Consider the following 23,342-nt stretch of genomic DNA (forward strand, 5'->3'; position numbering starts at 1 on the left):
AAGGCTGTCGGTGTAGGGGCGCAGACGCCGTCCGGCGCCGGCCGCCAGCACGAGGCCGATCATGCGGGTTCTCCTTCGTCGTGTACGGCGGGCGCCCCTGCGGACGCCCAGAATCGGATGCTCTCGACGAGCACCACGAGGGCCACGTACACGGCGAGGACCGTGAGCGCGACCGTGAACTGCGAGGCGGTGAGCAGCGCGGCCAGGACGGTGACGAGCAGCGTCCGTCCTTCGTGCCCCCCGATGGCGCGCACCAGCCAGGCCGGGCTCGCTCCGGCGTCGCCGCGGATGCGGTACACCGTGTCGTAGTGATGGTAGGCGACGGCGGCCACCAGGCCGAAAGCGGCCGGGAGGGCACCGTTCACCGCGGCTTTACCCGCGAGAGCGAGGACGGTGAGGTACTCGGCGGCCCGGAAGAACGGCGGCACCAGCCAGTCGAGGGCGCCCTTGAGGGGGCGGGCGACGGCCAGGGCGGAGGTGAGGACGTAGACGAGGGCACCGACGACCGGCAGCACGCCGCCGAAGCCGGACAGGGCCGAGCAGGCCACGACGGCGCCGCCGCCGAGCAGGGCCACGGCCGGTACGGCGAGACCGGGCAGTCCCTTGCCGAGTGCGCGCGTGACGCCGACGGCGAGGGGGCCGGAGTCGGCCAGGTCCGCCAGCGCCCGCGCCGCCCGGTCGGTCCGCCGCGCCTTGCGGGTCAGCGACCGCAGCACACGGCCCGCCGTGGTGTAGGTCGCGGCGAAGGCGCAGCCCGCGAGGAGGGCGTAGAAGGTGATGCGCGGGGTGGTGGCTGCGGTCAGGACGGCTATCAGTGCCCAGCGCTCGCCTATCGGCAGCACTATCATCCGCCGCACCCAGACCGTCCAGCCGACGCTGTCGAGCCTGCCGGAGAGGGCGGCGGTGGGGCTGGTGTTGGCGGTGGCGGCGGGGTCCCCGACGTTCGCCTCGTTGAAGGAGAAGTCGACCACGTGCCGGGAGGTCTGGAGGACCATCGCGCCGAGCGCGAGGGCCCACACGTCGTCACCGCCGCGGGCCGCACCGAGGGCGAGACCGGCGTAGTACGCGTACTCCTTGGCCCGGTCGAAGGTGGCGTCCAGCCAGGCGCCGAGCGTGGAGTACTTCAGGGCGTAGCGGGCGAGCTGGCCGTCGGTGCAGTCCAGCACGAAGGAGGCCATCAGCAGCACACCGGCCGCGACGAACCCGGCGCGGGTGCCCGTGGCCGCGCAGCCCGCAGCGATCAGGGCGGTCAGCAGCGATGCGGTGGTGACCTGGTTGGGGGTCAGGCCGCGGCGGGCGCACCAGCGGGCGAGGTAACGCGAGTAGGGGCTGATGAAGAACGTGGTGAAGAACCCGTCGCGGGACTTCACGGCCGACTTCAGGCGTACGGCCTCCTCGTCGACGGTGGCGACGGCCTGCCGTGCCTCGTTGCGGCCCTGCGGGTCGACGGGGACGGCGGCGACCAGGCTGCCCAGCTCGGGGCGGTGCACGGGGCTGCCGTCGGTGTCGAGGGCGGTGACGATGCGGTCGGCGAGGCTGTCGACGGCGAGGGTGCCCGTGCCGGCGGAGGTCTCGCGGGCCACGGCCCGGGTCAGCGCCTGCCGGGCGGCCGGCTGGGCGGTGACGGCGCCGGGGAGCGCGGCGAGCGGGAAGCGCGGGTCGGTGAGGCCGAGGCGCAACGCGTGCAGGTGGCCGACGAAGCGGGCGTCGACCAGGGCCACGCGCCGGTCACCGGGGACGGCCGCGAGCAGGGTTTCCGCCTCGGCGTCGTCGGCGGCCATGCGCACATCGAAGCCGAGGGCCCGCAGATCGCTGTCGAGAGACGATCCGGGGACCGGCGGACCCGTGACGATGGCGGTCGACAACCGAACTCACTCCCTGGGTGCCGGCGCGCGGGCGCCGGTCGTCTGCATGGTGGGCGCCCCTGCCGGCGGCACCCGGGCGGCATGTCGGCAGAGGCTATCCGATGGCACCGGGCCGGTGTTCACCGGCCGTTCACGGCCCGGTCCATGGGGGCTGCCCCGGCCTTTGCCGCGATCATCATCGGGGAAACCGGGCTCGCCCCACAAACCGCCGTCGCAGAGCCGGGCATCCCCGGGCATGCGGGACACGGGCCGCCGGGACCGGGCATGCGCCGCCACCGCCCCGCGGGCGGCACCCCGGCCGGCCGGCGAGCGGCCGGTGCGGGCGGCGGCGCGTTGACCTGCACGTCGTTTCCGCAGGTCAACGCAGACGACAACGGTGTTCAGTGCCGCGTTGCCCGGTACCCCCCGCCCGTAGTTCACTGGCTTGCGGAACGGAAACCGAAGGGCGGTTGGCATGGGGGCAGGGCACGACCACGGGCACGCGCACGGCCACGCACCCGCCACGGGTACGGCCGCGGCTGCGTACCGCGGCCGGCTGCGGATCGCGCTGGGCATCACGCTCACGATCATGGTGGTGGAGATCGTCGGCGGTCTCGTCGCCGACTCGCTCGCGCTGATCGCGGACGCGGCGCACATGGCGACCGACGCGGTGGGCCTCGGCATGGCGCTGCTCGCCATCCACTTCGCCAACCGCCCGCCGAGCACGAACCGCACCTTCGGCTACGCCCGCGCCGAGATCCTCGCCGCGCTGGCCAACTGTCTGCTGCTGCTCGTGGTCGGCGGATACGTCCTGATCCAGGCCGTCCAGCGGTTCGTCACGCCCGCGGGCACCGAAGGCAGCCTGATGATCGTGTTCGGTCTGATCGGCCTGGTCGCGAACATGATCTCGCTGGCCGTGCTGATGGGCGGGCAGAAGGAGAGCCTGAACGTGCGCGGCGCCTTCCTGGAGGTGGCCGCGGACGCGCTGGGCTCGGTGGCGGTGCTGATCTCGGCGGCGGTGATCGTCACCACCGGCTGGCAGGCCGCCGACCCGGTCGCCTCGCTGATCATCGGGCTGATGATCGTACCGAGGACATTGAAGCTGCTGCGCGAGACGCTCGACGTGCTGCTGGAGGCCGCACCGAAGGACGTCGACATGGCCGAGGTGCGGGCGCACATCCTGGCGCTCGACGGCGTGGAGGACGTGCACGACCTGCACGCCTGGACGATCACCTCCGGGCTGCCCGTGCTGTCGGCGCACGTGGTGGTCAGCTCCGAGGTGCTGAACGCCATCGGCCACGAGAAGATGCTGCACGAACTGCAGGGCTGCCTCGGCGTCCACTTCGACGTGGAGCACTGCACCTTCCAGCTGGAGCCGCGCGGGCACGCGGAGCACGAGGCGAGGCTCTGCCACTGACCGCCGGGACGGGCGCGGGCGGACGGCCGGAGGGCGCGTCGACCGGGGACGGTTCACGGTCCGGCGGCACGCTCCCGCGGTGTGCCTGGACGGTTCGCGGGCGCCGGACCGGGCATGATCACCTATCGGACCCTTCTCCCGGCTCGGGTGGAAACGTGGACGTCCGGACGTTGTCGGGAGTGCCGGATTCGTACGGCAGACTTGGGGTGCGAAGACCGAGGCGAAGGATGGGTATGCCGATCACACCTGCCACCACGACGCACAGCTCGTCCGACGGCACCGCAGAGGCGATCCTGCTGGAACTGGTCGACGAGACGGGCGTGACGATCGGCACGGCGGAGAAGCTCGCCGCCCATCAGCCGCCGGGGCGGCTGCACCGCGCGTTCTCCGTGTTCCTCTTCGACGAGCGGGGACGGCTTCTGCTCCAGCAGCGCGCGCTCGGCAAGTACCACTCCCCCGGTGTGTGGTCCAACACCTGCTGCGGCCACCCCTACCCCGGCGAGGCACCGTTCGCGGCGGCAGCCCGGCGCACCTTCGAGGAGCTGGGAGTGTCGCCGTCGCTGCTGGCGGAGGCGGGCACGGTCCGCTACAACCACCCGGACCCGGCTTCGGGCCTGGTCGAGCAGGAGTACAACCACCTCTTCGTCGGCCTGGTACAGGCCCCGCTCGCGCCGAACCCGCAGGAGATCGAGTCGACCGCCTTCGTGACGGCGGCCGAGCTGGCCGAGCGGCACGCCCGGGACACCTTCTCGGCCTGGTTCATGACCGTACTGGACGCGGCCCGCCCGGCGATCAGGGAGCTGACGGGCCCCTCGGCCGGCTGGTGAGGACACCGCCTGGCCGGCGAGGCCCGGCCTGACGTCGGCGGATCCGGCCGTCTCGGCAGACGTGGTCCCGGCCGGTGGCCCACTGTGCAGACACAGCCGCTTCGGGGGCAGGCACCCCCGCTCGCTGTCGGCGTTCGCCGGCTGCGGGGGCGGACCAGGCGGTGGCTGACCGCCTCCTTGGCGTAGGCACGGCCTCGCGGGATGCCGGAGCTGAACGTTTCCGCGGCTGAGGGAGCGGGTGAACGGCGGGGCCGGGTGTCGGGGGCCGTCACCGTGGTCCGGGCGGTTTGAGGGGCAGGGCGGCCCAGATCACCTTGCCGCCGCTTGCCGTGTGTTCCATGTCGACCACCCCGCCCGCCTCCCGGGCCACCTCGCGGACCAGGAGCAGCCCCCGGCCGCCGGTCTGGGCGTGGTCGGCCTCCAGGGCGGTCGGCCGGTAGGGGTGGTTGTCCTCCACGGACACCCGCACCCACTCGGCCCCGACGGCGACCTCCACGGCCAGCATGGGCGACAGCAGCACCGCGTGCCGGACCGCGTTGGTGACCAGCTCGGACACGATGAGCAGCAGTCCGTGGGCCACCTCGTCGCAGACCGGTACGCCCTGGCGCAGCAGCAGGTCCCGTACGGCATGCCGGGCCTGCGGGACGGAGGCGTCCTCCGCGGCGGCGGTGAACCGCCAGACGCCCTCGTACGGCAGTGGGTCCGGCGGCGGCCCCTCGGCCCCCGCCGGGCGCGGTCCGTCCCCGCGCCCGTGGTCGTCCCTCGTCCGGTCGCCGCCCTCGCGCTCGATTGTCACCACACGTCGAGTGTTGGTAAGGATCCGCTCCACTCCGCGGAACTGAACACAAGTCAGCGGGTATCGAACGGTTTCTTACCGCCTGAGTATGACAACGTCACGTGTAGGACCGTTCCTGTCGTCCGCGCGCCGGTTCGCGAACTATTCCGGTTGTACGGGTTTGGTGTGCTCCTCGTCCGAGACGAGGCCGACGATGCGCCGCCCGCCGTAGCCGGTGGCGATCAGGCCGAAGCCGTCGAAGAGCAGCGCGAGCGAGATGAAGGCGCCGATGACGTACTGGCTGCTGCTCGGCCAGGAGCCGAGGACGAGGACCCCGAGCAGCAGGTCGAAGGCGCCGAGCAGCAGGGTCAGGCCGAACTGGGGGCCGCGCACCACGAGGCTGCCGACCAGCCGGAAGATTCCGGCCGACAGGAACAGAAGCGCGGCGAACATGGTGAGCGCGTCGGCCGCCGCGTGGGGCAGCCGGATGACGACAACGCCGGCCGCGATGTTCAGGGCGGCGACGACGACGCCGAGCCAGAAGAAGCTGCTGCCGCGGGACTGGACCGCGTGCAGCAGCCCGACGACCCCGCCGATCAGCAGCAGCCAGCCGAACAGCAGCATCGTGGTCAGCGTGGCGACGCCGACGTACACGAGCCCGACGATTCCGGCGAGCACGAGGATCACACCGAGCGCCGCGAGCAGGCCGAAGCCCCGGCGCAGACTCGCCGCCTGGTTGTTCTTCGCTTTGTCCCGGGGCCTGCCGGACCTGGCCATCGCTGCCTCCTCAAAACCAGATTTATTCCTTCTTGAACCTTTTGTCCCCGGCAAGCTGGGTGCCGTAACAGGCACGGAAACCCGCGACGCCGGTGTGCCCCGGCTCGCACGGGCGCAGTGTCGTACCTCGCAGCGGCACTCCCGGCCCCCCGGGACGGCTCACCCGGTCGGTAGCATCCGCCGCATGGAGCCCCAGCTGTCGCACCAGGTCGCCGACTCCGTCGCCACCGTCGTCATCCGCCATCCGGCCAAGCGCAACGCCATGACGGTCGCGATGTGGCGGTCCCTGCCGCCCCTGCTGAGCGAGCTGGCGGGCGATCCGGAGGTGCGGGCGCTGGTACTGACCGGGGAGGGCGCGACCTTCTGCGCGGGCGCGGACATCTCCACGCTGCGGCAGTCGCCGGAACAGGCGCAGGGGCTGGCCGTCGCGGCCGAGGAGGCCCTGGCGGCGTTCCCGAAGCCGACCCTCGCGGCGGTACGCGGTCACTGTGTCGGCGGCGGCTCACAGCTCGCAGCGGCCTGCGACCTGCGGCTGGCGGAGGAGGAGGCGCTGTTCGGGGTGACGCCCGCGAATCTCGGCATCGTCTACCCGGCGTCATCGACCCGTCGGCTGGTCTCGCTGGTGGGTCCGGCAACCGCCAAGTACCTGTTGTTCAGCGGCGAGCTGATCGACGCCCAGCGGGCGCTGCGCACCGGGTTCGTGGACGAGGTGCTTCCGGAGGGCGAACTGGACAAGCGGGTCGCCGAGCTGACCCGGATCCTGGTGTCCCGCTCACAGCTGACCCAGGCCGCCGCGAAGGAGTTCGCGGACGGCCGCACGGACCGGGACGCCCACTGGACCGCGCAGGCGCGCGGCAGCGGCGACACCGCGGAGGGCGTCGCCGCGTTCCTGGAGCGCAGGCAGCCGCGCTTCACCTGGAGCGCGGCCGGCGCACCGTGAGGCAGGCCGGGGCGACTGCCGGTGCGGAGCTCCTCGACGAGGTGACACCGTCGCAGGGGCCCCAGGCCCGTGGCGGACGCAGGTCAGGCCGGGGCCGGCCTCGACCCCGGCTGTTCCTGGGCGCGCGTCGCAGTGCACCGGTGGGTGGTGACCCGCAGGGGCGAGCGGCATCGCACGGTGCGGACGAAGACGGGACGAGGCGCCGCGCATGAGTGATCCGTCCGGTACGAGGGTGAAGCCGCTGCAGGTGTCCGCCGCGCCAGGCCGTCGATGCCTCGCGGGCTCCCCGCATGGACGCGGCGACGCGTTTCACACCTTTCCTGCCGTGCGGTGCGGGGTACGACGCGGGAACGGCGCGGCGTGGCCCTGATCCCCGGTTGCCGGTGCCACCTGCCACAATTGCGCGCAGGCTCACATGGAGAAGGCGGTACGGGATCGTGACGACACCCGAGTCCCTCGAAGCAGGGTCCATCGAAGGCAGGATCGCCGAGGAACTCGGCGTACGGGAGCGGCAGGTGAAGGCCGCGGTGGAGCTGCTCGACGGCGGTTCGACGGTGCCCTTCATCGCCCGCTACCGCAAGGAAGCGACCGAGATGCTCGACGACGCGCAGCTGCGCACGATCGAGGAGCGGCTGCGCTATCTGCGGGAGCTGGAGGAGCGGCGGACCGCGATCCTGGAGTCGGTGCGCGAGCAGGGCAAGCTCACCGGGGAGCTGGAGGCCCGGATCCGCGCCGCCGAGACCAAGGCGCGCTTGGAAGACATCTACCTGCCCTACAAGCCGAAGCGGCGCACCAAGGCGCAGATCGCGCGTGAGGCGGGCCTGGAGCCGCTGGCGGAGGGGCTGCTGGGCGACCCGACCGTGGAGCCGCCGGCCGCTGCCGCCGCCTTCGTGGACGCGGACAAGGGCGTGGCCGATCCGCAGGCCGCGCTGGAGGGCGCGCGGGCCATCCTGACCGAGCGGTTCTCGGAGGACGCCGACCTCATCGGCGAGCTGCGTGAGCGCATGTGGGTGCGCGGGCGGCTGGCCGCCAAGGTGCGGGAGGGCAAGGAGGAGGCGGGCGCCAAGTTCGCCGACTACTTCGACTTCGCCGAGCCGTTCACCGAACTGCCCTCGCACCGGATCCTGGCGATGCTGCGCGGTGAGAAGGAGGAGGTCCTGGACCTCGTCCTGGAGCCGGAGGAGCCCACCGAGGGCCCGTCGTCGTACGAGGGGATCGTCGCCTCGAGGTTCGGGATCGCCGACCGGGGCCGCCCCGCCGACAAGTGGCTGACGGACACGGTCCGCTGGGCCTGGCGCACCCGGATCCTGGTGCACCTCGGCATCGACCTGCGCCTTCGGCTGCGGACGGCCGCCGAGGACGAGGCGGTCGACGTCTTCGCCGCCAACCTCCGTGACCTGCTGCTCGCCGCCCCGGCCGGTACGCGCGCGACGCTGGGCCTGGACCCCGGCTTCCGTACGGGCGTGAAGGTGGCCGTGGTCGACGCGACCGGCAAGGTGGTGGCGACCGACGTCATCTACCCGCACGTCCCGGCCAACAAGTGGGACGAGGCCCTCACCAAGCTCGCCCGGCTGGCGAAGGAGCACGCGGTCGAGCTGATCGCGATCGGCAACGGCACGGCGTCCCGGGAGACCGACAAGCTCGCCGCCGAACTCATCTCCCGGCACCCGGAGTTGAAGCTCACCAAGGTGGTGGTGTCCGAGGCGGGCGCCTCCGTGTACTCGGCGTCGAGTTACGCCTCGAGGGAACTGCCCGGCATGGACGTGTCGCTGCGCGGCGCGGTGTCCATCGCCCGCCGGCTCCAGGACCCGCTGGCCGAGCTGGTGAAGATCGACCCGAAGTCGATCGGTGTCGGCCAGTACCAGCACGACCTGTCCGAGGTGAAGCTCTCCCGCTCGCTGGACGCGGTCGTCGAGGACTGTGTGAACGGCGTCGGCGTCGACGTCAACACCGCGTCCGTACCGCTGCTCTCGCGGGTGTCGGGCATCTCCTCCGGACTCGCCGAGAACATCGTGGCGCACCGGGACGCGCACGGCCCCTTCAGGTCGCGCCCGGAGCTGAAGAAGGTGGCCCGGCTGGGCCCGAAGGCGTACGAACAATGCGCGGGCTTCCTGCGGATCCGTGGCGGCGACGATCCGCTGGACGCCTCCAGCGTGCACCCGGAGGCGTACCCGGTGGTGCGTCGCATGGTGAAGACGACCGGGCAGGAGGTCGCCTCCCTCGTCGGCAACACCGCAGTGCTGCGCTCCCTGCGGCCCGCCGATTTCGTGGACGACAGCTTCGGCCTGCCGACCGTCACGGACATCCTGAAGGAGCTGGAGAAGCCGGGGCGTGACCCTAGGCCCGCCTTCAGGACGGCCACGTTCAAGGAGGGCGTGGAGAAGATCTCCGACCTGTCCGCGGGAATGGTGCTGGAGGGCGTGGTCACGAACGTGGCCGCGTTCGGGGCGTTCGTGGACGTCGGTGTGCACCAGGACGGGCTGGTGCACGTCTCGGCGATGTCGAAGACGTTCGTCAAGGACCCGCGGGACGTCGTGAAGCCCGGTGACATCGTCAAGGTGAAGGTCCTCGACGTGGACATCCCGCGCAAGCGGATCGCGCTGACGCTGCGGCTGGACGACGAGGCCGCGCCGCAGGGCCAGGGCCCCGCCCAGGGCCCGGGGCAGGGCCGCCAGCAGCGCGGTGGCGGGAACCGGCCGCCCCAGCAGCGTCAGGGCCAGGGGCAGCGGCAGGGCCGTGGCGGCGACCGCGGCGGGCGTCAGGCGCCGCCGCCGGCCAACAGCGCGATGGCAGACGCGTTGCGGCGGGCAGGGCTGCTGGATCCGAACAAGCGCTGACCGACGCGGTCCGGGCCGGGCGCGTCACGCCGCCCGGCCCGGACCGCGAAACCGTGTGCGCGAAGATCGCCCGGTCGGCAGACTCGCCCCATGACCGTCACCGATCCCAAGCACGACCTCCGGGTGTATCTCCAGGACGCCCGTGACGCCCTCCTGTGGAAGCTGGAGGGCCTGTCCGAGTACGACGTCCGGCGCCCGCTGACCCCGACGGGTACCAATCTGCTGGGTCTCGTCAAGCACCTCACCGGCGCCGAAGCCCTGTACTTCGGCGCCACCTACGGCCGGCCCTTCGACGGCACGCCCCTGTGGATCACCGGGGACGCGGAGCCCAACGCCGACCTGTGGGCGCGGCCGGAGGAGAGCCGCGAGGACGTCGTCGGCCGGTACCGCGCGGCCTGGGCGCACTCCGACGAGACCATCGCCTCGCTGCCCCTGGACGCGGTCGGACACATCCCGGGGGGAGGTGAGGTGACACTGCACCACAGCCTCACCCACATGATCGCCGAGACCCAGCGGCACGCCGGACACGCCGACATCGTGCGGGAGCTGATCGACGGAGCGGCCGGGCAGCGGCCGAACGGCACGAACATGGCCCCCGGCGACGGCGCCGCGTGGGCACGGCACCGGGAACGGGCGGAGCGGGCGGCCAAGGAGGCTTGACGCAAAGGGCGGTGGAGAGAACGGCCGGATCACTACCATTCGATCGGTTTCCCTTCCGCCCTGTTCCGGGCGGACCCTTCACCCCTACGAGGACCCATGCTCAGACGTTCCGCCGTCGCCGCCCTGTCGGGTGCGCTGGCCCTGTCCGCTCTCACCGCGTCGAACGCCCGGGCCGACTCCGGCGCCGGAGACACCCAGATCATCCAGGCCGTCGTCAACGGCGGCCAACCGGTCGTGGTCGGCCACTACACGCCGAAGACGATCACGCTCAGCATCATCGCCACGGACAACTCCGGGATCAAGGACGCCTACGGCTGGCTCTACCACGGTTCCTTCGACGACCCCGACGGCTTCGCGGGCCCCGGTTCCGACACCCCGCTGGACTGCACGCCCATCCCCGGCACCACCGCCTCCAACTGCACCACCAGCATCACGATCGACCCCAACTCCACCATGACCAACGCCACCGCGGGCACCTGGCACGTGTGGACGTCCGTCGACGCCAACGACTTCGACTACATCGACAAGGACAGCGCGGGAACCTTCCTGATGAAGCGCGCCGCCAAGCTGACCGCCGACGCCTCCCCCGAGCCGGTGGCCAAGGGCGGCACGATCACCGTCAAGGGCGCGCTGACCCGCGCCAACTGGATGATGGGCACCCCCTACAGCGGTTACGCGGGCCAGTCGGTGAAGCTGCAGTTCCGCAAGGCCGGCACCTCGACCTACAGCACCGTGAAGACGGTGACCAGCGGCACCGGCGGCGCGCTCACGACCACCGTGACGGCCTCCGCGGACGGATACTGGCGCTGGAGCTTCGCCGGTACCAGCACGACCGGATCGGCCAAGGCCTCCGGCGACTACGTCGACGTGACGGGCGTCTAGCGCTCCGTCACCTTGCCGTCCGCCACCTCCAGGCGCCGGGTCACCCGCACCGCGTCCAGCATCCGCCGGTCGTGGGTGACCAGGAGCAGGGTGCCCTCATAGGCGTCGAGTGCGGACTCCAACTGCTCGATGGCGGGCAGGTCGAGGTGGTTCGTCGGCTCGTCCAGCACGAGGAGGTTCACGCCGCGGCCCTGGAGCAACGCCAGGGCCGCGCGGGTGCGTTCGCCCGGGGAGAGCGTGGCGGCCGGGCGCAGCACGTGGTCGGACTTCAGGCCGAACTTGGCCAGGAGGGTGCGGACGTCGACCGGCTCGGTGTCGGGGACGGCCGCGCGGAACGCGTCGAGCAGGGTCTCGGCGCCGTGGAACAGCCCCCGGGCCTGGTCGACCTCGCCGACCAGGACTCCCGAGCCGAGGGCTGCGTGCCCGGAGTCGAGCGGGACGCGGCCCAGCAGCGCGCCGAGCAGAGTGGACTTGCCGGCGCCGTTGGCCCCGGTGACGGCGACCCGGTCCGCGAGGTCGATCTGGAGGGATGCCGGGCCGAAGGTGAAGTCGCCACGCCGGACCTCGGCGTCGCGCAGGGTCGCCACGACCGCGCCCGAGCGCGGGGCCGCCGCGATCTCCATGCGCAGCTCCCACTCCTTGCGCGGCTCCTCGACCACCTCCAGGCGCTCGATCATGCGCTGGGTCTGCCGGGCCTTGGCGGCCTGCTTCTCACTGGCCTCGCTGCGGAACTTGCGGCCGATCTTGTCGTTGTCGTTGCCCGCCTTGCGCCGGGCGTTCTTCACGCCCTTGTCCATCCAGGCCCGCTGCGTCTGCGCGCGCTCCTGGAGGGAGGCCTTCTTGTCGGCGTACTCCTCGTACTCCTCGCGGGCGTGCCGGCGGGCGACGTCCCGTTCCTCCAGGTAGGCCTCGTAGCCGCCGCCGAAGAGGTTGATCTGCTGCTGGGCGAGGTCGAGTTCGAGGACCTTGGTGACCGTGCGGGTGAGGAACTCGCGGTCGTGGCTGACGACGACCGTGCCCGCGCGCAGGCCGGTGACGAAGCGTTCCAGCCGTTCCAGGCCGTCCAGGTCGAGGTCGTTGGTGGGCTCGTCCAGGAGGAAGACGTCGTAGCGGGACAGCAGGAGGGAGGCGAGGCCGGCGCGGGCCGCCTGGCCGCCGGACAGGGTGGTCATCGGCTGGTCGAGGTCCACGGCCAGGCCGAGGGAGTCGGCGGTCTCCTCCGCACGCTCCTCCAGGTCCGCGCCGCCCAGGCCCAGCCAGCGCTCCAGGCTCACCGCGTACGCGTCGTCGGCGCCGGGTGCGCCGTCCACCAGCGCCTGGGTCGCCTCGTCCATGACCCGCTGGGCCTCGGCCACACCGGTGCGGCGGCCGAGGAACTCCCGCACGGTCTCCCCCGGCCTGCGCTCCGGCTCCTGCGGCAGGTGGCCGACGGTCGCGGTCGGCGGGGAGAGCCTCCGCTCGCCCTGCTCGGGCGCGGTCAGTCCGGCGAGCAGGCGCAGCAGGGTGGACTTGCCCGCGCCGTTGGCTCCGACCAGCCCGATCACGTCGCCGGGCGCGACGACGAGGTCCAGCCCGGTGAACAGGGAGCGGTCGCCGTGCCCGGCGGCGAGGTTCTTGGCGACGAGAGTGGCAGTCATCAGAACGCCGATCCTAACGGGCCAGGAAGTGCCGCTCAGCCGGATGTCCCCCGGTCGCCGATGCCCCTATCGTCCTGGCATGGACAGCGAGTCGCGTGACGAAGCGGATGATGTGATCGTGGTCGGGGGCGGGATCGCCGGGCTGACGACGGCCGTGGTGCTGGCCGAGTCGGGGCGGCGGGTCCGGGTGTGGGCGCGGGAGCCCGCCGAGCGCACGACGTCGGCGGTCGCGGGCGGCCTGTGGTGGCCGTACCGCATCGAACCCGAGCCGTTGGCCGGCGCCTGGGCGCTGACGTCCCTCGCCGTGTACGAGGAGCTGGCGGGCCGTCCCGGGGAGACGGGCGTCCGCCTGGTCGAGGGCGTGCACCAGGGGGCGCGGCTGGAGGGGCTGGGCGAGTGGGCCCGCCGGGTGCCGGGGCTGCGGGAGGTGGCCGACGGGGTGGCGGCACGGCTGCCGTTGATCGACATGCCGGTCCACCTGGCGTGGCTGCGTGAGCGGCTCACCGGGGCGGGAGGCACGGTCGAGGAGCGCACGGTGTCGGACCTGGCCGCGGTGCCCGCGCCGGTCGTGGTCAACTGCACCGGGCTGGGCGCCCGTTCACTGGTTCCCGATCCCGCGGTGCGGCCGGTGCGCGGGCAGCTCGTCGTGGTGGCCAACCCGGGCATCACGACCTGGTACACGTCCGTCGGCCACTCCTCGGCCGACTCCACCTACTTCATGCCGCAGCCGTACGGGCTGCTGCTGGGCGGTACCGCCGAGGACGATGTCTGGTCGCCGGCCCCGGACCCGGACACCGCCGCGGCGATCGTCGCCCGGTGCGCGGCCGTCCGGCCGGAGATCGCCGGGGCGCGGGTGCTGGCCCACCGGGTGGGGCTGCGGCCGGCCCGCGACGCGGTACGGCTGGAACGGCAGCCCCTTCCCGGTGGCCGGGTACTCGTGCACAACTACGGCCACGGCGGGGCGGGGGTCACGGTGGCGTGGGGCTGCGCCCGCGAGGCGGCCGGGCTGGCGGGTCCGGCCGCCTGAGCGGTCAGCCCTGCGGGATGCGCAGACCGGTGTGCGCTCCGTGGACGCCGTCCAGGTTCCCGGGCCCGGTGGTGCCGGACGACGACGCGCTGCCGGACGTGGCGCGGGCGAACGCGGGCGCGCCGCCGACCAGCGGCACCCGGGCGGTCGTACGGGACAGGTCCAGGGTCAGGGTCGGTCTGGTGGACGGAGGGTCGATCAGGTCCTTGTCCGTACCGGCGACGATGAGCGCCAGGCGGTGGCCCTTGGGGACGACGTGGTCGGTGGCCGCCAGGTCCAGGGTGATGGTGTACGCCTTGCCCGGGGTGAGCGGGGCGCCGTGGGCGAGCGAGGCGTAGTGGCCGAGGTCGGCCCAGCCGCGGCTGAACACCGTGTAGTCGACCTTGGCCGTCCTGGCCCTGGTCTCCTTGAAGCAGGCGCTGTCGCCGGCCGTGCTCGCGCCCCAGCAGGTGCGGTCGGTGAGCGTGGTGATGCCCTCGGCGGCATCGGCGTAGTCGCGGATGGTGTCCGGGCCGAGGTCCACCAGGACGGCGGACAGGTGGGCCGAGGCGGTGGTCGGGGTGGCGGTCACGGTCACCTGGGCAGAGCCGGACAGGCGCAGGTCGCGGGTGAGCGGCGCGGTGAGGAAGCCGGCCTTCTCCGGTGTGGGCGTGGTGAGGTGCGCGGCCCAGTCGGTCTCGCTCAGCCCGGGGTCGTCGGTGACGGTCGCGGTGCCGTCGGCCGGGCGGAGGCCGAGCGTGCCCACGCCCGCCGCGGTCCCGGGGGCCGGGTGCAGGGTGGTGGTGCGGGTGGTGCGCGGCGGCCAGGCGGTCGAGGTGACCCACTGGTCGGGGTGGCGTTCGATGTCGGCCATGGGTTCACGGTCGATGCCGTTGTCGTAGCCGAGCAGTTCGTGGTCGAACCAGCGGTGCAGGGTGTCGGTCCAGGCGCCGCGCCGGTAGTCGAAGGGGTCGACGTGACCGGTCTGGGACAGCCATATCTTCCGCTCGACGCCGTGCTCGGCGAGCGCGTCCCACCACTGGCCGAAGTGCTTGGTGCGGACGTTGAGGTCCTGCATGCCGTGGACGACGAACACGCTCGCGTGCACCTTGGCCGCGTCCTTGACGTAGTCGCGCTCGGTCCACAGCGGGGTCCAGTCGCCGGAGCGCGGGGCGCCGTCGGCGAGTCTCCTGTGGACGGCCGCGCAGCGGGTGTGCGCCGCGTCGCTCTCGACGTAGCCGGCGAGTTCGTCGGGCCCGCCGTCGTAGAGCGGGGCACCCTGGGCGAAGTAGTAGTCGTACCAGGAGGAGATCGCGCTGATCGGCACGATGGTCCGCAGGCCCTTGACGCCGGTGGCGGCGACGCCGTTCGCGATCGTGCCGTCCCAGCTCTTGCCGATCATGCCCGTTCTGCCGTTGGTCCAGCTCGCCTTGACGGTCCTCGTGCCGGTGCGGCTGGTGTACGCCTTGGTGCGGCCGTTCAGCCAGTCGACGACGGCCTTCGCCGACTGGACGTCGGAGCGTCCGCCGACGTCGACGCAGCCGTCGGAGCGGTTCGTGCCGGCGAGGTCGACGCCGACGAAGGCGTAGCCGCGGGGAACGAAGTAGTTGTCGAGGTACAGCGGCATCTGGACCACGTGGCCGTGCGTGTCGTACGTCTTCAGCTGGTGTTCGTTGCCGCGTCCGCAGCACGCGTAGTAGGGGCTGGCGTCCATGATGACGGGCACCTTGCGGCCCTGCCGGGCGGGTTCGGCGGGCCGGACGATGTCGGCGGCGACCCGGTCGGACTTCCCGTCGCCGTCGGCGTCGAGGCCGGTGTCCACCCATACGGACTCACGGACGGCGTGCGCGTACGAGTACACGGGCAGGCTCTCGCGGGGCGCGGCCCGGGCGGTGGCGGGGGTGAGGAACGCGGCGGTCAGAGAGGCGACGGCCGCGGTCGCGAGCGTTCTCCAGATCGCGGAGCGCGTGCGTATCGGCATGCAGGGACGGTATCCCGGCCAACTCCCGTGTGAAAGACGCTACTTCCTGTACAGAGAGGGCGTTCGGTGACACAGGGTCCATGGCGGCCGAATGGCAATCGTGTGACAGTCGGGGCCATGGACAGGGCAGGGGCCACAGGGACTCAATAGGCTCCGAACAGACTTGCTGTCCCGACGACTTGGAGCTGACGTGCACCGCAGAATCTTTGTGCCGGGCGCACTCGCGGCGGCCTCCCTCCTGCTGGCGATCCCGGCATCGGCCGCGAGCTACGTCCCCGGCGCACCGGGCATCGGTGACCCCTACTACCCGTACTACGGAAACGGCGGCTACGACGTCTCCCACTACGACCTGAGACTGCGTTACCAGCCGCAGACGGACCAGCTGGAGGGTACGGCGACGATCCTGGCGAAGACCACCGAGGACCTGTCCAGTTTCGACCTCGACTTCCTGCTGGACGTGAACGAGGTGCGGGTCAACGGCACCAGGGCCTCCTTCGCCACCTCGGGCGAGCACGAACTCGTGGTCAGACCGAGGACACCGCTTGCCAAGGGCCAGTCGATCACCGTGGTGGTCCGCTACAGCGGGGTACCGTCCACGAAGAGCGCGTACGGCTTCACCACCTGGCACCGCACGCCGGACGGGGCGGTCGCCGCCGACGAGCCCGAGGCCGCATGGTGGTGGTTCCCGAGCAACGACCATCCGAGCGACAAGGCCACCTACGACGTGTCCGTGGCCGTGCCCGACGGCACCCAGGCCATCTCCAACGGCACCCTGCAGTCGACCAGTTCGCGGCTGGGCTGGACCCGCTACAACTGGCGGCAGAACAAGCCGCAGGCGACCTATCTGGCCACCCTCGCGGTCGGCAGGTTCGACATCACCACCGGCACCTCGGAGGGCGGGGTACCGATCGTCAACGCCTACAGCCAGGACCTCGGCGACAACGACGGGGCCGCGCGGGCGAGCGTGGAGCGCAGCGGGGAGATCGTGGACTGGCTGAGCGGCTACTTCGGGCCGTATCCGTTCAGCACGGCCGGCGGGTACGTCCCGAACACCACCACCAGGTACGCGCTGGAGACGCAGACCCGCGTCTACTACAGCCCGCGGCAGTTCGCGAACGGCGCCAACACCTCGGTGGTCGTGCACGAGCTGGCCCACCAGTGGTACGGCGACGACGTGTCGCTCAAGGGCTGGAAGGACATCTGGATCAACGAGGGCTTCGCGCGGTACGCGCAGTGGCTGTGGTCGGAACACGAGGGTGAGGGCACCACGCAGGAACTCGCCGACTACGTGTACGCCTCGCATCCGGCCGACGATCCGTTCTGGACGGTCAAGCCGGGTGACCCGGGCCCGGACGACCAGTTCGACCTCGCCGTCTACGACCGGGGCGCGCTCGCCGTCCAGGCGCTGCGCAACGAGGTCGGCGACGACGCGTTCTTCGCCATCCTGAAGGGCTGGCCGAAGGAGCACGCGTACGGCAACGCGTCGGTGGCCGACTTCCAGGCGTACGCCGAGCAGGTCTCCGGCAGGTCACTGTCCGCGCTGTTCGACACCTGGCTGTTCCAGCCGTCGAAGCCGGCCGCGCCCGCGGCACGCGCGGCGTCCCTCGCGACGACGGGTACCGCCGTCGCGCGGCCGAAGTCGTGGAAGAAGATCGAGGCGACGAACGACATCCACGGGCACTGAGCCCGGGACGCCTCACCGACGCGGCTCGGCCGCCCGCTCGAGCAGTTCGTCCCGGCCTATCGCGTCCGCGCGGGTGGCCGGGACCGTGCAGGCGTACGCCCCCGCGATCGCGCCGTACAGGGCGCACCGCGCGGGCGGCTCGCCGCTGAGGCGACCGTAGAGGAACCCGGCGGCGAAGGCGTCGCCCGCGCCGTTGGAGTCGACCACCGGCGCGGGCGGGGCCACCGCCGGTATCCGGGTCAGCTCGCCGCCGGCCAGCAGATACGCGCCTTCGGCACCGGCGGTCGCGACGACGGCCTCGGCCCGGCCCCGCTCCGCGATGTGCCGCAGGGTGCGCTCCGGGTCGGTGAGGGCGGCGGCGGAGAGGAAGACGACGTCCGCCGCGTAGGCGAACGGCTCGTGGTACGGGTTCTCTCCGTCCCAGTCGTGCAGGTCGGTGGAGAGCGGGACGCCCGTCCCCGCGAGTACCGCAAGGGCGTGGGCGCCGGGCTGGGTGATGGTCAGGTGCACATGGCGGCCGGCGGTAGCCAGCCGGCGCAGGGTCTCCTCGGGGAAGCGGTCCTCGGGACGGGCGCGGCTGGTGTCGTACAGGGACAGCCGGCGTCCGTCCGGGCCGACGAGGTTGACCGCGCGCTTGGTCCCGGCGGGCTGCGGGAGCGCGGTGAGCCCGATGCCGTGCTCGCGGTGCAGGGCACGGACCAGGTCGCCCTCGGGGTCGTCGCCGAGCAGGTCGAGGTGGTGGGTGCGCAGGCCGAGGGCGGCCAGGCCCAGCGCGACGAAGTCACCGGTCTGCCCGGCCCGGGTACGGATCCCGGAGTCGATCATGTAACTGTCCGCGTACGGCAGCGGCAGCTCGGGCACCTGGACGATCGTGTCCACTCCGGCGCCGCCCACCACCAGGACGTCGATCGCTCCGCTGCGTGGGGTCATCCCCCGCCCTCCCCGTGGTCGTACACCGTCACCGAGATCCCGCGCTTCACCAGCCGTTCGGTGACGAGCGGCTCCACGCGGGACCACCTGCCGCCCGCCAGACCGCAGCCTATGCGGGGCATGTGCACGGACGCGCCGAGTTCCACCACTTCGTCGGCGAGGCGGGCGAGCGCGGAGTCGATCGCCTCGTAGCGGACGGGTGCGCCGCTGCTGCGCGCCCTGCGGATGCCGCGCTGGCCGATCATGTTGGCCACCCACACGTCCGGGGCTACCTTGACGAGCCGGACCGCGCCCAGACCGAAGTCGTTCTTCGCGCGGTCGCGGTGCCAGGCGCGATAGGCCGCCTCGGGCTCCGGCCAGCGTCGCGAGACCGCCTGGACGAAGCCCCTCCCCCAGCCGCCGATGTCGTTGCAGAGATGCGCGATCACCTTGGCGCCCTTGACGGACGGAACGGTGGCGTCACCCCGGACATACGTGATCTCCGACATGACGCCACCGTAGGCGATGCCACTGACAGTGGCGCTGAGCTGCTACTTCGTCAGCTGGGACAGTTCCTCTTCGGTGCCGCGGTTCACCCGGCGGCGCACACCGAACCAGCCGGCGACCAGCAGCGCGGCGATCGCCGGGATCAGCAGGATGGTCTTGCGGCCGACCTCGGGGTCGTTCCACATCATGCCGAGGCAGACCAGCAGGAAGGTGATCGTGGCGATCTCCGTGACCGGGCTGCCCTTCAGGCGGAAGTGCGGCCGGGTGGCCAGCCCGGCGCGGGCCCGCCGGACGAAGATCATGTGGCAGAGCATGATGATCACCCAGGTGCTGATGATGCCGAGGGAGGCGATGTTCAGCACGATCTCGAAGGCCTGGCCGGGCATCAGGTAGTTCAGGCCGACGCCGAGCACGCAGACCGCACAGGTCAGCAGGATGCCGCCGTAGGGGACCTGGCTGCGGTTCATGCGGGCGGTGAACTTCGGGGCGGAGCCCGCCATGGCCATCGAGCGCAGGATGCGGCCGGTGGAGTACAGACCGGAGTTCAGCGAGGACATCGCGGCGGTCAGCACGACCAGGTTCATCACGTCACCGGCCGCCGGTACGCCGATCTTCGACAGGACCGTCACGAACGGGCTCTCGTCGGCGGAGTACACGGAACCCGGCAGCAGCAGGGCGAGCAGCACGACCGAGCCGACGTAGAACAGGCCCACGCGCCACATGATCGAGTTCACCGCGCGCGGGACGACCTTCTCCGGCTCGGCGGTCTCGCCGGCGGCGACGCCGACCAGCTCCAGCGCGGCGTACGCGAAGATCACGCCCTGCATGACCAGGACGACCGGCATCAAGCCGTGCGGGAAGACGCCGCCATGGTCGGTGATCAGGTTGAGGCCCGGGGTGTGGCCGCCGACCTTGTGCTGGGTGGCGAGCAGGAAGACGCCGATCAGCATGAAGCCGACGATCGTGGCGACCTTGACGATCGCGAACCAGAACTCCAGCTCACCGAAGATCTTCACCGAGATCAGGTTCACGGCGAGGACCACCGCGAGGGCGATCAGCGCGAGCACCCACTGGGGGATGCTCGTGAACATGCTCCAGTAGTGCGTGTAGAGCGCGATCGCGGTGATGTCGGCGATACCGGTCGTCGACCAGTTCAGGAAGTACATCCAGCCGGCGACGTAGGCGCCCTTCTCCCCCAGGAACTCGCGTGCGTACGACACGAAGGAACCGGAGGAGGGCCGGTACAGGACCAGCTCACCGAGGGCCCGGACGACGAAGAAGGCGAAGACGCCGCAGACCAGGTAGGCCAGGGCGAGCGCCGGTCCCGCGTTGTGCAGCCGGCCGCCGGCTCCCAGCAGGAGGCCGGTGCCGATCGCGCCGCCGATGGCGATCATGTTGATGTGGCGGGCCTTGAGGTCCTTGCTGTAACCGGCGTCGCCCGCGTCCGCGGGCGACGCGGCCGCCTGGGGAGGTGCTGCGTCTGGTGCCGTCTCCAGGGCGTCCTTGCTCACGGTGGTACCACTTTCCTGGTGCGCCCGGACCTCGTGGGCCCGGGTGTCCGTATGTTTTCGGCCCGCACCGTCCTCGTGAGTGCGGCACAGACCGAGCGAGCAGCTTCCCAGGAAGATCGCCTCGTGGGCGATGACACAGATCACAGAGCGTTACTTCTCACACCGCTCCCGCGGGTTTCACAGCGTTGGTGAGACAGCGATACTGCTGCACATGACGACCGAGGCGACGAGCGGGGCGACGACCGCGGCGACGAGCCGGGCCGGGGAGCCGACCCTCACCATCGACGAGCTGGCCGCGCGGGCGGGCGTCACCGTCCGCACCGTCCGCTTCTACGGCAGCAAGGGGCTTCTCCCGCCGCCGGTGATCGGTCCGCGGCGGGTGGGCCGCTACGGGCCCGGGCATGTGGCGCGGCTGGCCCTCATCGAGGAGCTGCAGCAGCAGGGCATGACCCTGGCGGCGATCGAGCGGTACCTGCGGCAGCTGCCACCGGACCTCACCCCGCACGACCTGGCCATCCACCGCGCGGTGGTCGCGTCCTGGGCGCCGGACGCGCTGGAGACGGTGTCGCGGCGGGAACTGGAGCGCCGGGCGGGACGGCCGCTGCGCGCCGAGGACATGGAACGGCTGGCGGCGATGAACGTCCTGATACCGGGGGACGGGGACGACGACGTCCGGGTCGACGCCGGGCTGCTGCGCCTCGGTGTCCAGCTCCTCGGCGCACCGCTGTCGCAGGAGGCGATACTCGCGGCGCGCAACGTGCTCGTCGAGCACTCGCGCGCCGCTGCTCATGAGCTGGCCCAGCTCTTCCGCGGCGAGGTGGCGGAGCGTGACGCCCGGGACGTGAAGTCCCTGTCGGCGCACATGCACCCCTTGGTGGTGCAGGCGCTGCTGACCACGTTCCAGCGGTCGCTGCGGGAAGAGCTGAGCGAGCTGCTCACCGGGTCAGGAGCGGGCTGAGTCGCTGAACCGCTCCCCGTTCTCCGCCTTCTCCACCAGCAGCGCGGGCGGCGTGAACCGCTCGCCGTAGCGCTCGGCGAGTTCCCGCGCGCGTGCCACGAACCCGGGCAGCCCGCCTTCGTAGCCGTTGATGTACTGCAGCACACCGCCGGTCCAGCCGGGGAAGCCGATGCCGAGGACGGAGCCGATGTTGGCGTCGGCGACGGAGGTCAGGACGCCCTCTTCGAGGAGGCGGACGGTGTCGAGCGCCTCGGCGAAGAGCATCCGCTCCTGCATGTCCCGGAACGGGATCCGGTACCCGGGCTTCGTGAAGTGCTCGCGCAGCCCCGGCCACAGCCCGGCCCGCTTGCCGTCCGCCGCGTAGTCGTAGAAGCCGGCGCCGCCGCTGCGGCCGGTGCGGCCGAACTCGTCGACCATGCGGTCGATGACCGCCTCCGCCGGGTGCGCGGTCCAGGTGCCGCCCGCCTCTTCCACGGCCCGCCGCGTCTCGCTGCGGATCTTGCGCGGGAGAGTGAGGGTCAGCTCGTCCATGAGGGAGAGGACCTTCGCCGGGTAGCCGGCCTGGGCGGCGGCCTGCTCCACGGAGGCCGGTTCGACGCCCTCGCCGACCATGGCGACGCCCTCGTTGATGAAGTGGCCGATGACCCGGGAGGTGAAGAAGCCACGCGAGTCGTTGACCACGATCGGCGTCTTGTTGATCTGCCGGACCAGGTCGAAGGCGCGCGCGAGGGCCTCCTCGCCGGTGCGCTCGCCCTTGATGATCTCGACCAGGGGCATCTTGTCGACGGGCGAGAAGAAGTGCAGCCCGATGAAGGCGGCCTGGCGTTCCACGCCCTCGGCGAGCGTGGTGATGGGGAGCGTGGAGGTGTTCGAGCACAGCAGCGCGTCGGGAGCGACGACGGACTCGATCTCCTGGAAGACCTTGTGCTTGAGCGTGGTGTCCTCGAAGACGGCCTCGATCACCGCGTCGCAGCCCGCGAGGTCGGCCACGTCGGCGGTCGGCGTGATGCGGGCGAGCAGCGCATCGGCCTTCTCCTGGGTGGTGCGGCCCCTGGCGACGGCCTTGGCGCACAGCTTCTCGGAGTAGCCCCTGCCCTTGACGGCGGCCTCCAGGGACACGTCCTTGAGGACGACGTCGATGCCCGCGCGGGCGCAGGCGTAGGCGATGCCCGCGCCCATCATGCCGGCGCCGAGCACGGCGACCTTGCGGACCTGGTGGGGCTCGATGCCCTTCGGCCGGTTGGCGCCGGAGTTGACGGCCTGGAGGTCGAAGAAGAACGCCTGGATCATGTTCTTCGAGGTCTGCCCGGCGGCCAGCTCCACGAAGTAGCGGGCCTCGATGACCTGGGCGGTCTCGAAGTCGACCTGGGCGCCCTCGACGGCGGCGGCGAGGATGTTGCGCGGCGCCGGGTAGGGGGCGCCGTTCGTCTGCTTGCGCAGGGTGGCCGGGAAGGCGGGCAGGTTGGCGGCGAACTTCGGGTTGGCCGGGGTGCCGCCGGGGATCTTGTAGCCGGGCTTGTCCCAGGGCTGCTGCGACTCGGGGTTGGCGTCGATGAAGGCACGTGCCTTGGCGAGCATCTCCTCGGGCGTGGCGGCGACCTCGTGGACGAGGCCGTTGTCCTGGGCTCGCCGGGCGTTGTACTGCGTGCCCTGCAGGAGCACCTTCAGCAGGGCGTCGGCGATGCCCAGCAGCCGTACGGTGCGGACGACTCCGCCGCCGCCGGGGAGCAGGCCGAGGGTGACCTCGGGGCAGCCGATCTTGGTGCCGGAGGTGTCGAGGGCGATGCGGTGGTGGCAGGCGAGGGCCAGTTCGAAGCCGCCGCCGAGGGCCGCGCCGTTGATCGCGGCGACGACCGGCTTGCCGAGGGTCTCGATGCGGCGCAGGTTGCGCTTGATGGCGAGGCCGCCGTCGAACAGCTCCTGGGCGGTCTCGGGGGTGACCCGGATCAGGTCGCGCAGGTCGCCGCCCGCGAAGAAGGTCTTCTTCGCGGAGGTGAAGATGATGCCGCGGATCGCGTCCTGCTCCGCCTCGAGGCGGTCGGTGATCGCTGCGAGGGAGTCGCGGAACGCCTGGTTCATGGTGTTCGCGGACTGGTTCGGGTCGTCCAGGACGAGGGTGACGACACCGGTGTCGTCCTGCTCCCAGCGGATGGTGGTGCTCTCGGTCATGTCTTCGTCTCCGTTGAAGGT

General features: G+C 71.8%; 18 protein-coding genes. 9 read left to right on the forward strand and 9 right to left on the reverse strand.

The features are described 5' to 3' along the window. Window positions 1–59 precede the first annotated feature (59 nt). Window positions 60–1,865, reverse strand: a complete 1,806-nt coding sequence (locus K7G59_RS30945; protein WP_225840000.1) for a DUF5941 domain-containing protein — start codon at window positions 1,863–1,865, stop codon at window positions 60–62. A 454-nt stretch (window positions 1,866–2,319) separates the two neighbouring features. On the opposite strand from K7G59_RS30945, the gene K7G59_RS30950 reads away from it, so the two are divergent. Continuing rightward, complete coding sequence (locus K7G59_RS30950; RefSeq protein ID WP_225840001.1) at window positions 2,320–3,261, forward strand: cation diffusion facilitator family transporter; 942 nt, start codon at window positions 2,320–2,322, stop codon at window positions 3,259–3,261. A 233-nt stretch (window positions 3,262–3,494) separates the two neighbouring features. Then, window positions 3,495–4,088, forward strand: coding sequence for an isopentenyl-diphosphate Delta-isomerase (idi, locus tag K7G59_RS30955; protein WP_225840002.1), 594 nt, complete (start codon window positions 3,495–3,497; stop codon window positions 4,086–4,088). 268 nt (window positions 4,089–4,356) lie between these two features. On the opposite strand, the gene K7G59_RS30960 is transcribed toward idi, so the two are convergent. Both K7G59_RS30960 and K7G59_RS30965 read right to left on the reverse strand, forming a co-directional pair. Then, entirely contained in the window at window positions 4,357–4,887 is a 531-nt protein-coding gene (locus K7G59_RS30960) for an ATP-binding protein (protein WP_225840003.1), read from the reverse strand. Between the two features lie 138 nt (window positions 4,888–5,025). Continuing rightward, a complete protein-coding gene (locus tag K7G59_RS30965) occupies window positions 5,026–5,640 on the reverse strand; it encodes an HdeD family acid-resistance protein (RefSeq protein WP_225840004.1) in 615 nt (204 codons plus the stop codon). A 184-nt stretch (window positions 5,641–5,824) separates the two neighbouring features. On the opposite strand from K7G59_RS30965, the gene K7G59_RS30970 reads away from it, so the two are divergent. From K7G59_RS30970 to K7G59_RS30985, 4 genes are all read left to right on the forward strand, one after another. Further along, window positions 5,825–6,580: an enoyl-CoA hydratase/isomerase family protein gene (locus tag K7G59_RS30970; protein ID WP_225840005.1), complete on the forward strand. Its 756-nt coding sequence runs from the start codon at window positions 5,825–5,827 to the stop codon at window positions 6,578–6,580. Between the two features lie 437 nt (window positions 6,581–7,017). Further along, window positions 7,018–9,417, forward strand: a complete 2,400-nt coding sequence (locus tag K7G59_RS30975) for a Tex family protein (RefSeq protein ID WP_225840006.1) — start codon at window positions 7,018–7,020, stop codon at window positions 9,415–9,417. A 90-nt stretch (window positions 9,418–9,507) separates the two neighbouring features. Continuing rightward, window positions 9,508–10,077 (forward strand): DinB family protein, encoded by a 570-nt coding sequence (locus K7G59_RS30980; protein WP_225840007.1) that lies wholly within the window; start codon window positions 9,508–9,510, stop codon window positions 10,075–10,077. 96 nt (window positions 10,078–10,173) lie between these two features. Next, window positions 10,174–10,959, forward strand: a complete 786-nt coding sequence (locus K7G59_RS30985; RefSeq protein WP_225840008.1) for a calcium-binding protein — start codon at window positions 10,174–10,176, stop codon at window positions 10,957–10,959. On the opposite strand, the gene K7G59_RS30990 is transcribed toward K7G59_RS30985, so the two are convergent. Further along, window positions 10,956–12,596, reverse strand: a complete 1,641-nt coding sequence (locus tag K7G59_RS30990; RefSeq protein ID WP_225840009.1) for an ABC-F family ATP-binding cassette domain-containing protein — start codon at window positions 12,594–12,596, stop codon at window positions 10,956–10,958. The two genes, K7G59_RS30985 and K7G59_RS30990, sit on opposite strands and share 4 nt — an antisense overlap. 79 nt (window positions 12,597–12,675) lie before the next feature. On the opposite strand from K7G59_RS30990, the gene K7G59_RS30995 reads away from it, so the two are divergent. After that, window positions 12,676–13,623, forward strand: a complete 948-nt coding sequence (locus tag K7G59_RS30995) for an FAD-dependent oxidoreductase (protein WP_225840010.1) — start codon at window positions 12,676–12,678, stop codon at window positions 13,621–13,623. Between the two features lie 4 nt (window positions 13,624–13,627). Here K7G59_RS30995 and K7G59_RS31000 read toward each other — a convergent pair whose 3' ends face one another. Then, window positions 13,628–15,583: a Xaa-Pro dipeptidyl-peptidase gene (locus K7G59_RS31000; protein ID WP_225840011.1), complete on the reverse strand. Its 1,956-nt coding sequence runs from the start codon at window positions 15,581–15,583 to the stop codon at window positions 13,628–13,630. 190 nt (window positions 15,584–15,773) lie between these two features. Between K7G59_RS31000 and K7G59_RS31005 the strand changes: the two genes are divergently transcribed. Next, window positions 15,774–17,267: a M1 family metallopeptidase gene (locus K7G59_RS31005; protein WP_225840012.1), complete on the forward strand. Its 1,494-nt coding sequence runs from the start codon at window positions 15,774–15,776 to the stop codon at window positions 17,265–17,267. 12 nt (window positions 17,268–17,279) lie between these two features. Here K7G59_RS31005 and K7G59_RS31010 read toward each other — a convergent pair whose 3' ends face one another. Genes K7G59_RS31010 through K7G59_RS31020 form a run of 3 tightly spaced genes read right to left on the reverse strand, consistent with a single transcriptional unit; the run spans window position 17,280 to window position 20,194 of the window. Next, on the reverse strand, window positions 17,280–18,197 hold the full coding sequence (locus K7G59_RS31010) for an adenosine kinase (protein WP_225840013.1): 918 nt from the start codon (window positions 18,195–18,197) through the stop codon (window positions 17,280–17,282). Then, window positions 18,194–18,685 (reverse strand): macro domain-containing protein, encoded by a 492-nt coding sequence (locus K7G59_RS31015; protein WP_225840014.1) that lies wholly within the window; start codon window positions 18,683–18,685, stop codon window positions 18,194–18,196. Before K7G59_RS31015 ends, K7G59_RS31010 begins: the two co-directional genes overlap by 4 nt. 42 nt (window positions 18,686–18,727) lie before the next feature. Beyond that, window positions 18,728–20,194, reverse strand: a complete 1,467-nt coding sequence (locus tag K7G59_RS31020) for an amino acid permease (RefSeq protein WP_225840015.1) — start codon at window positions 20,192–20,194, stop codon at window positions 18,728–18,730. 211 nt (window positions 20,195–20,405) lie between these two features. On the opposite strand from K7G59_RS31020, the gene K7G59_RS31025 reads away from it, so the two are divergent. Continuing rightward, window positions 20,406–21,152, forward strand: a complete 747-nt coding sequence (locus K7G59_RS31025; protein ID WP_225840016.1) for a MerR family transcriptional regulator — start codon at window positions 20,406–20,408, stop codon at window positions 21,150–21,152. Here K7G59_RS31025 and K7G59_RS31030 read toward each other — a convergent pair. Next, a complete protein-coding gene (locus tag K7G59_RS31030) occupies window positions 21,138–23,321 on the reverse strand; it encodes a 3-hydroxyacyl-CoA dehydrogenase NAD-binding domain-containing protein (RefSeq protein WP_225840017.1) in 2,184 nt (727 codons plus the stop codon). The genes K7G59_RS31025 and K7G59_RS31030 overlap by 15 nt on opposite strands. Window positions 23,322–23,342 lie beyond the last annotated feature (21 nt).

The organism is Streptomyces sp. NK08204 (assembly GCF_020400585.1).
GTDB lineage: Bacteria > Actinomycetota > Actinomycetes > Streptomycetales > Streptomycetaceae > Streptomyces.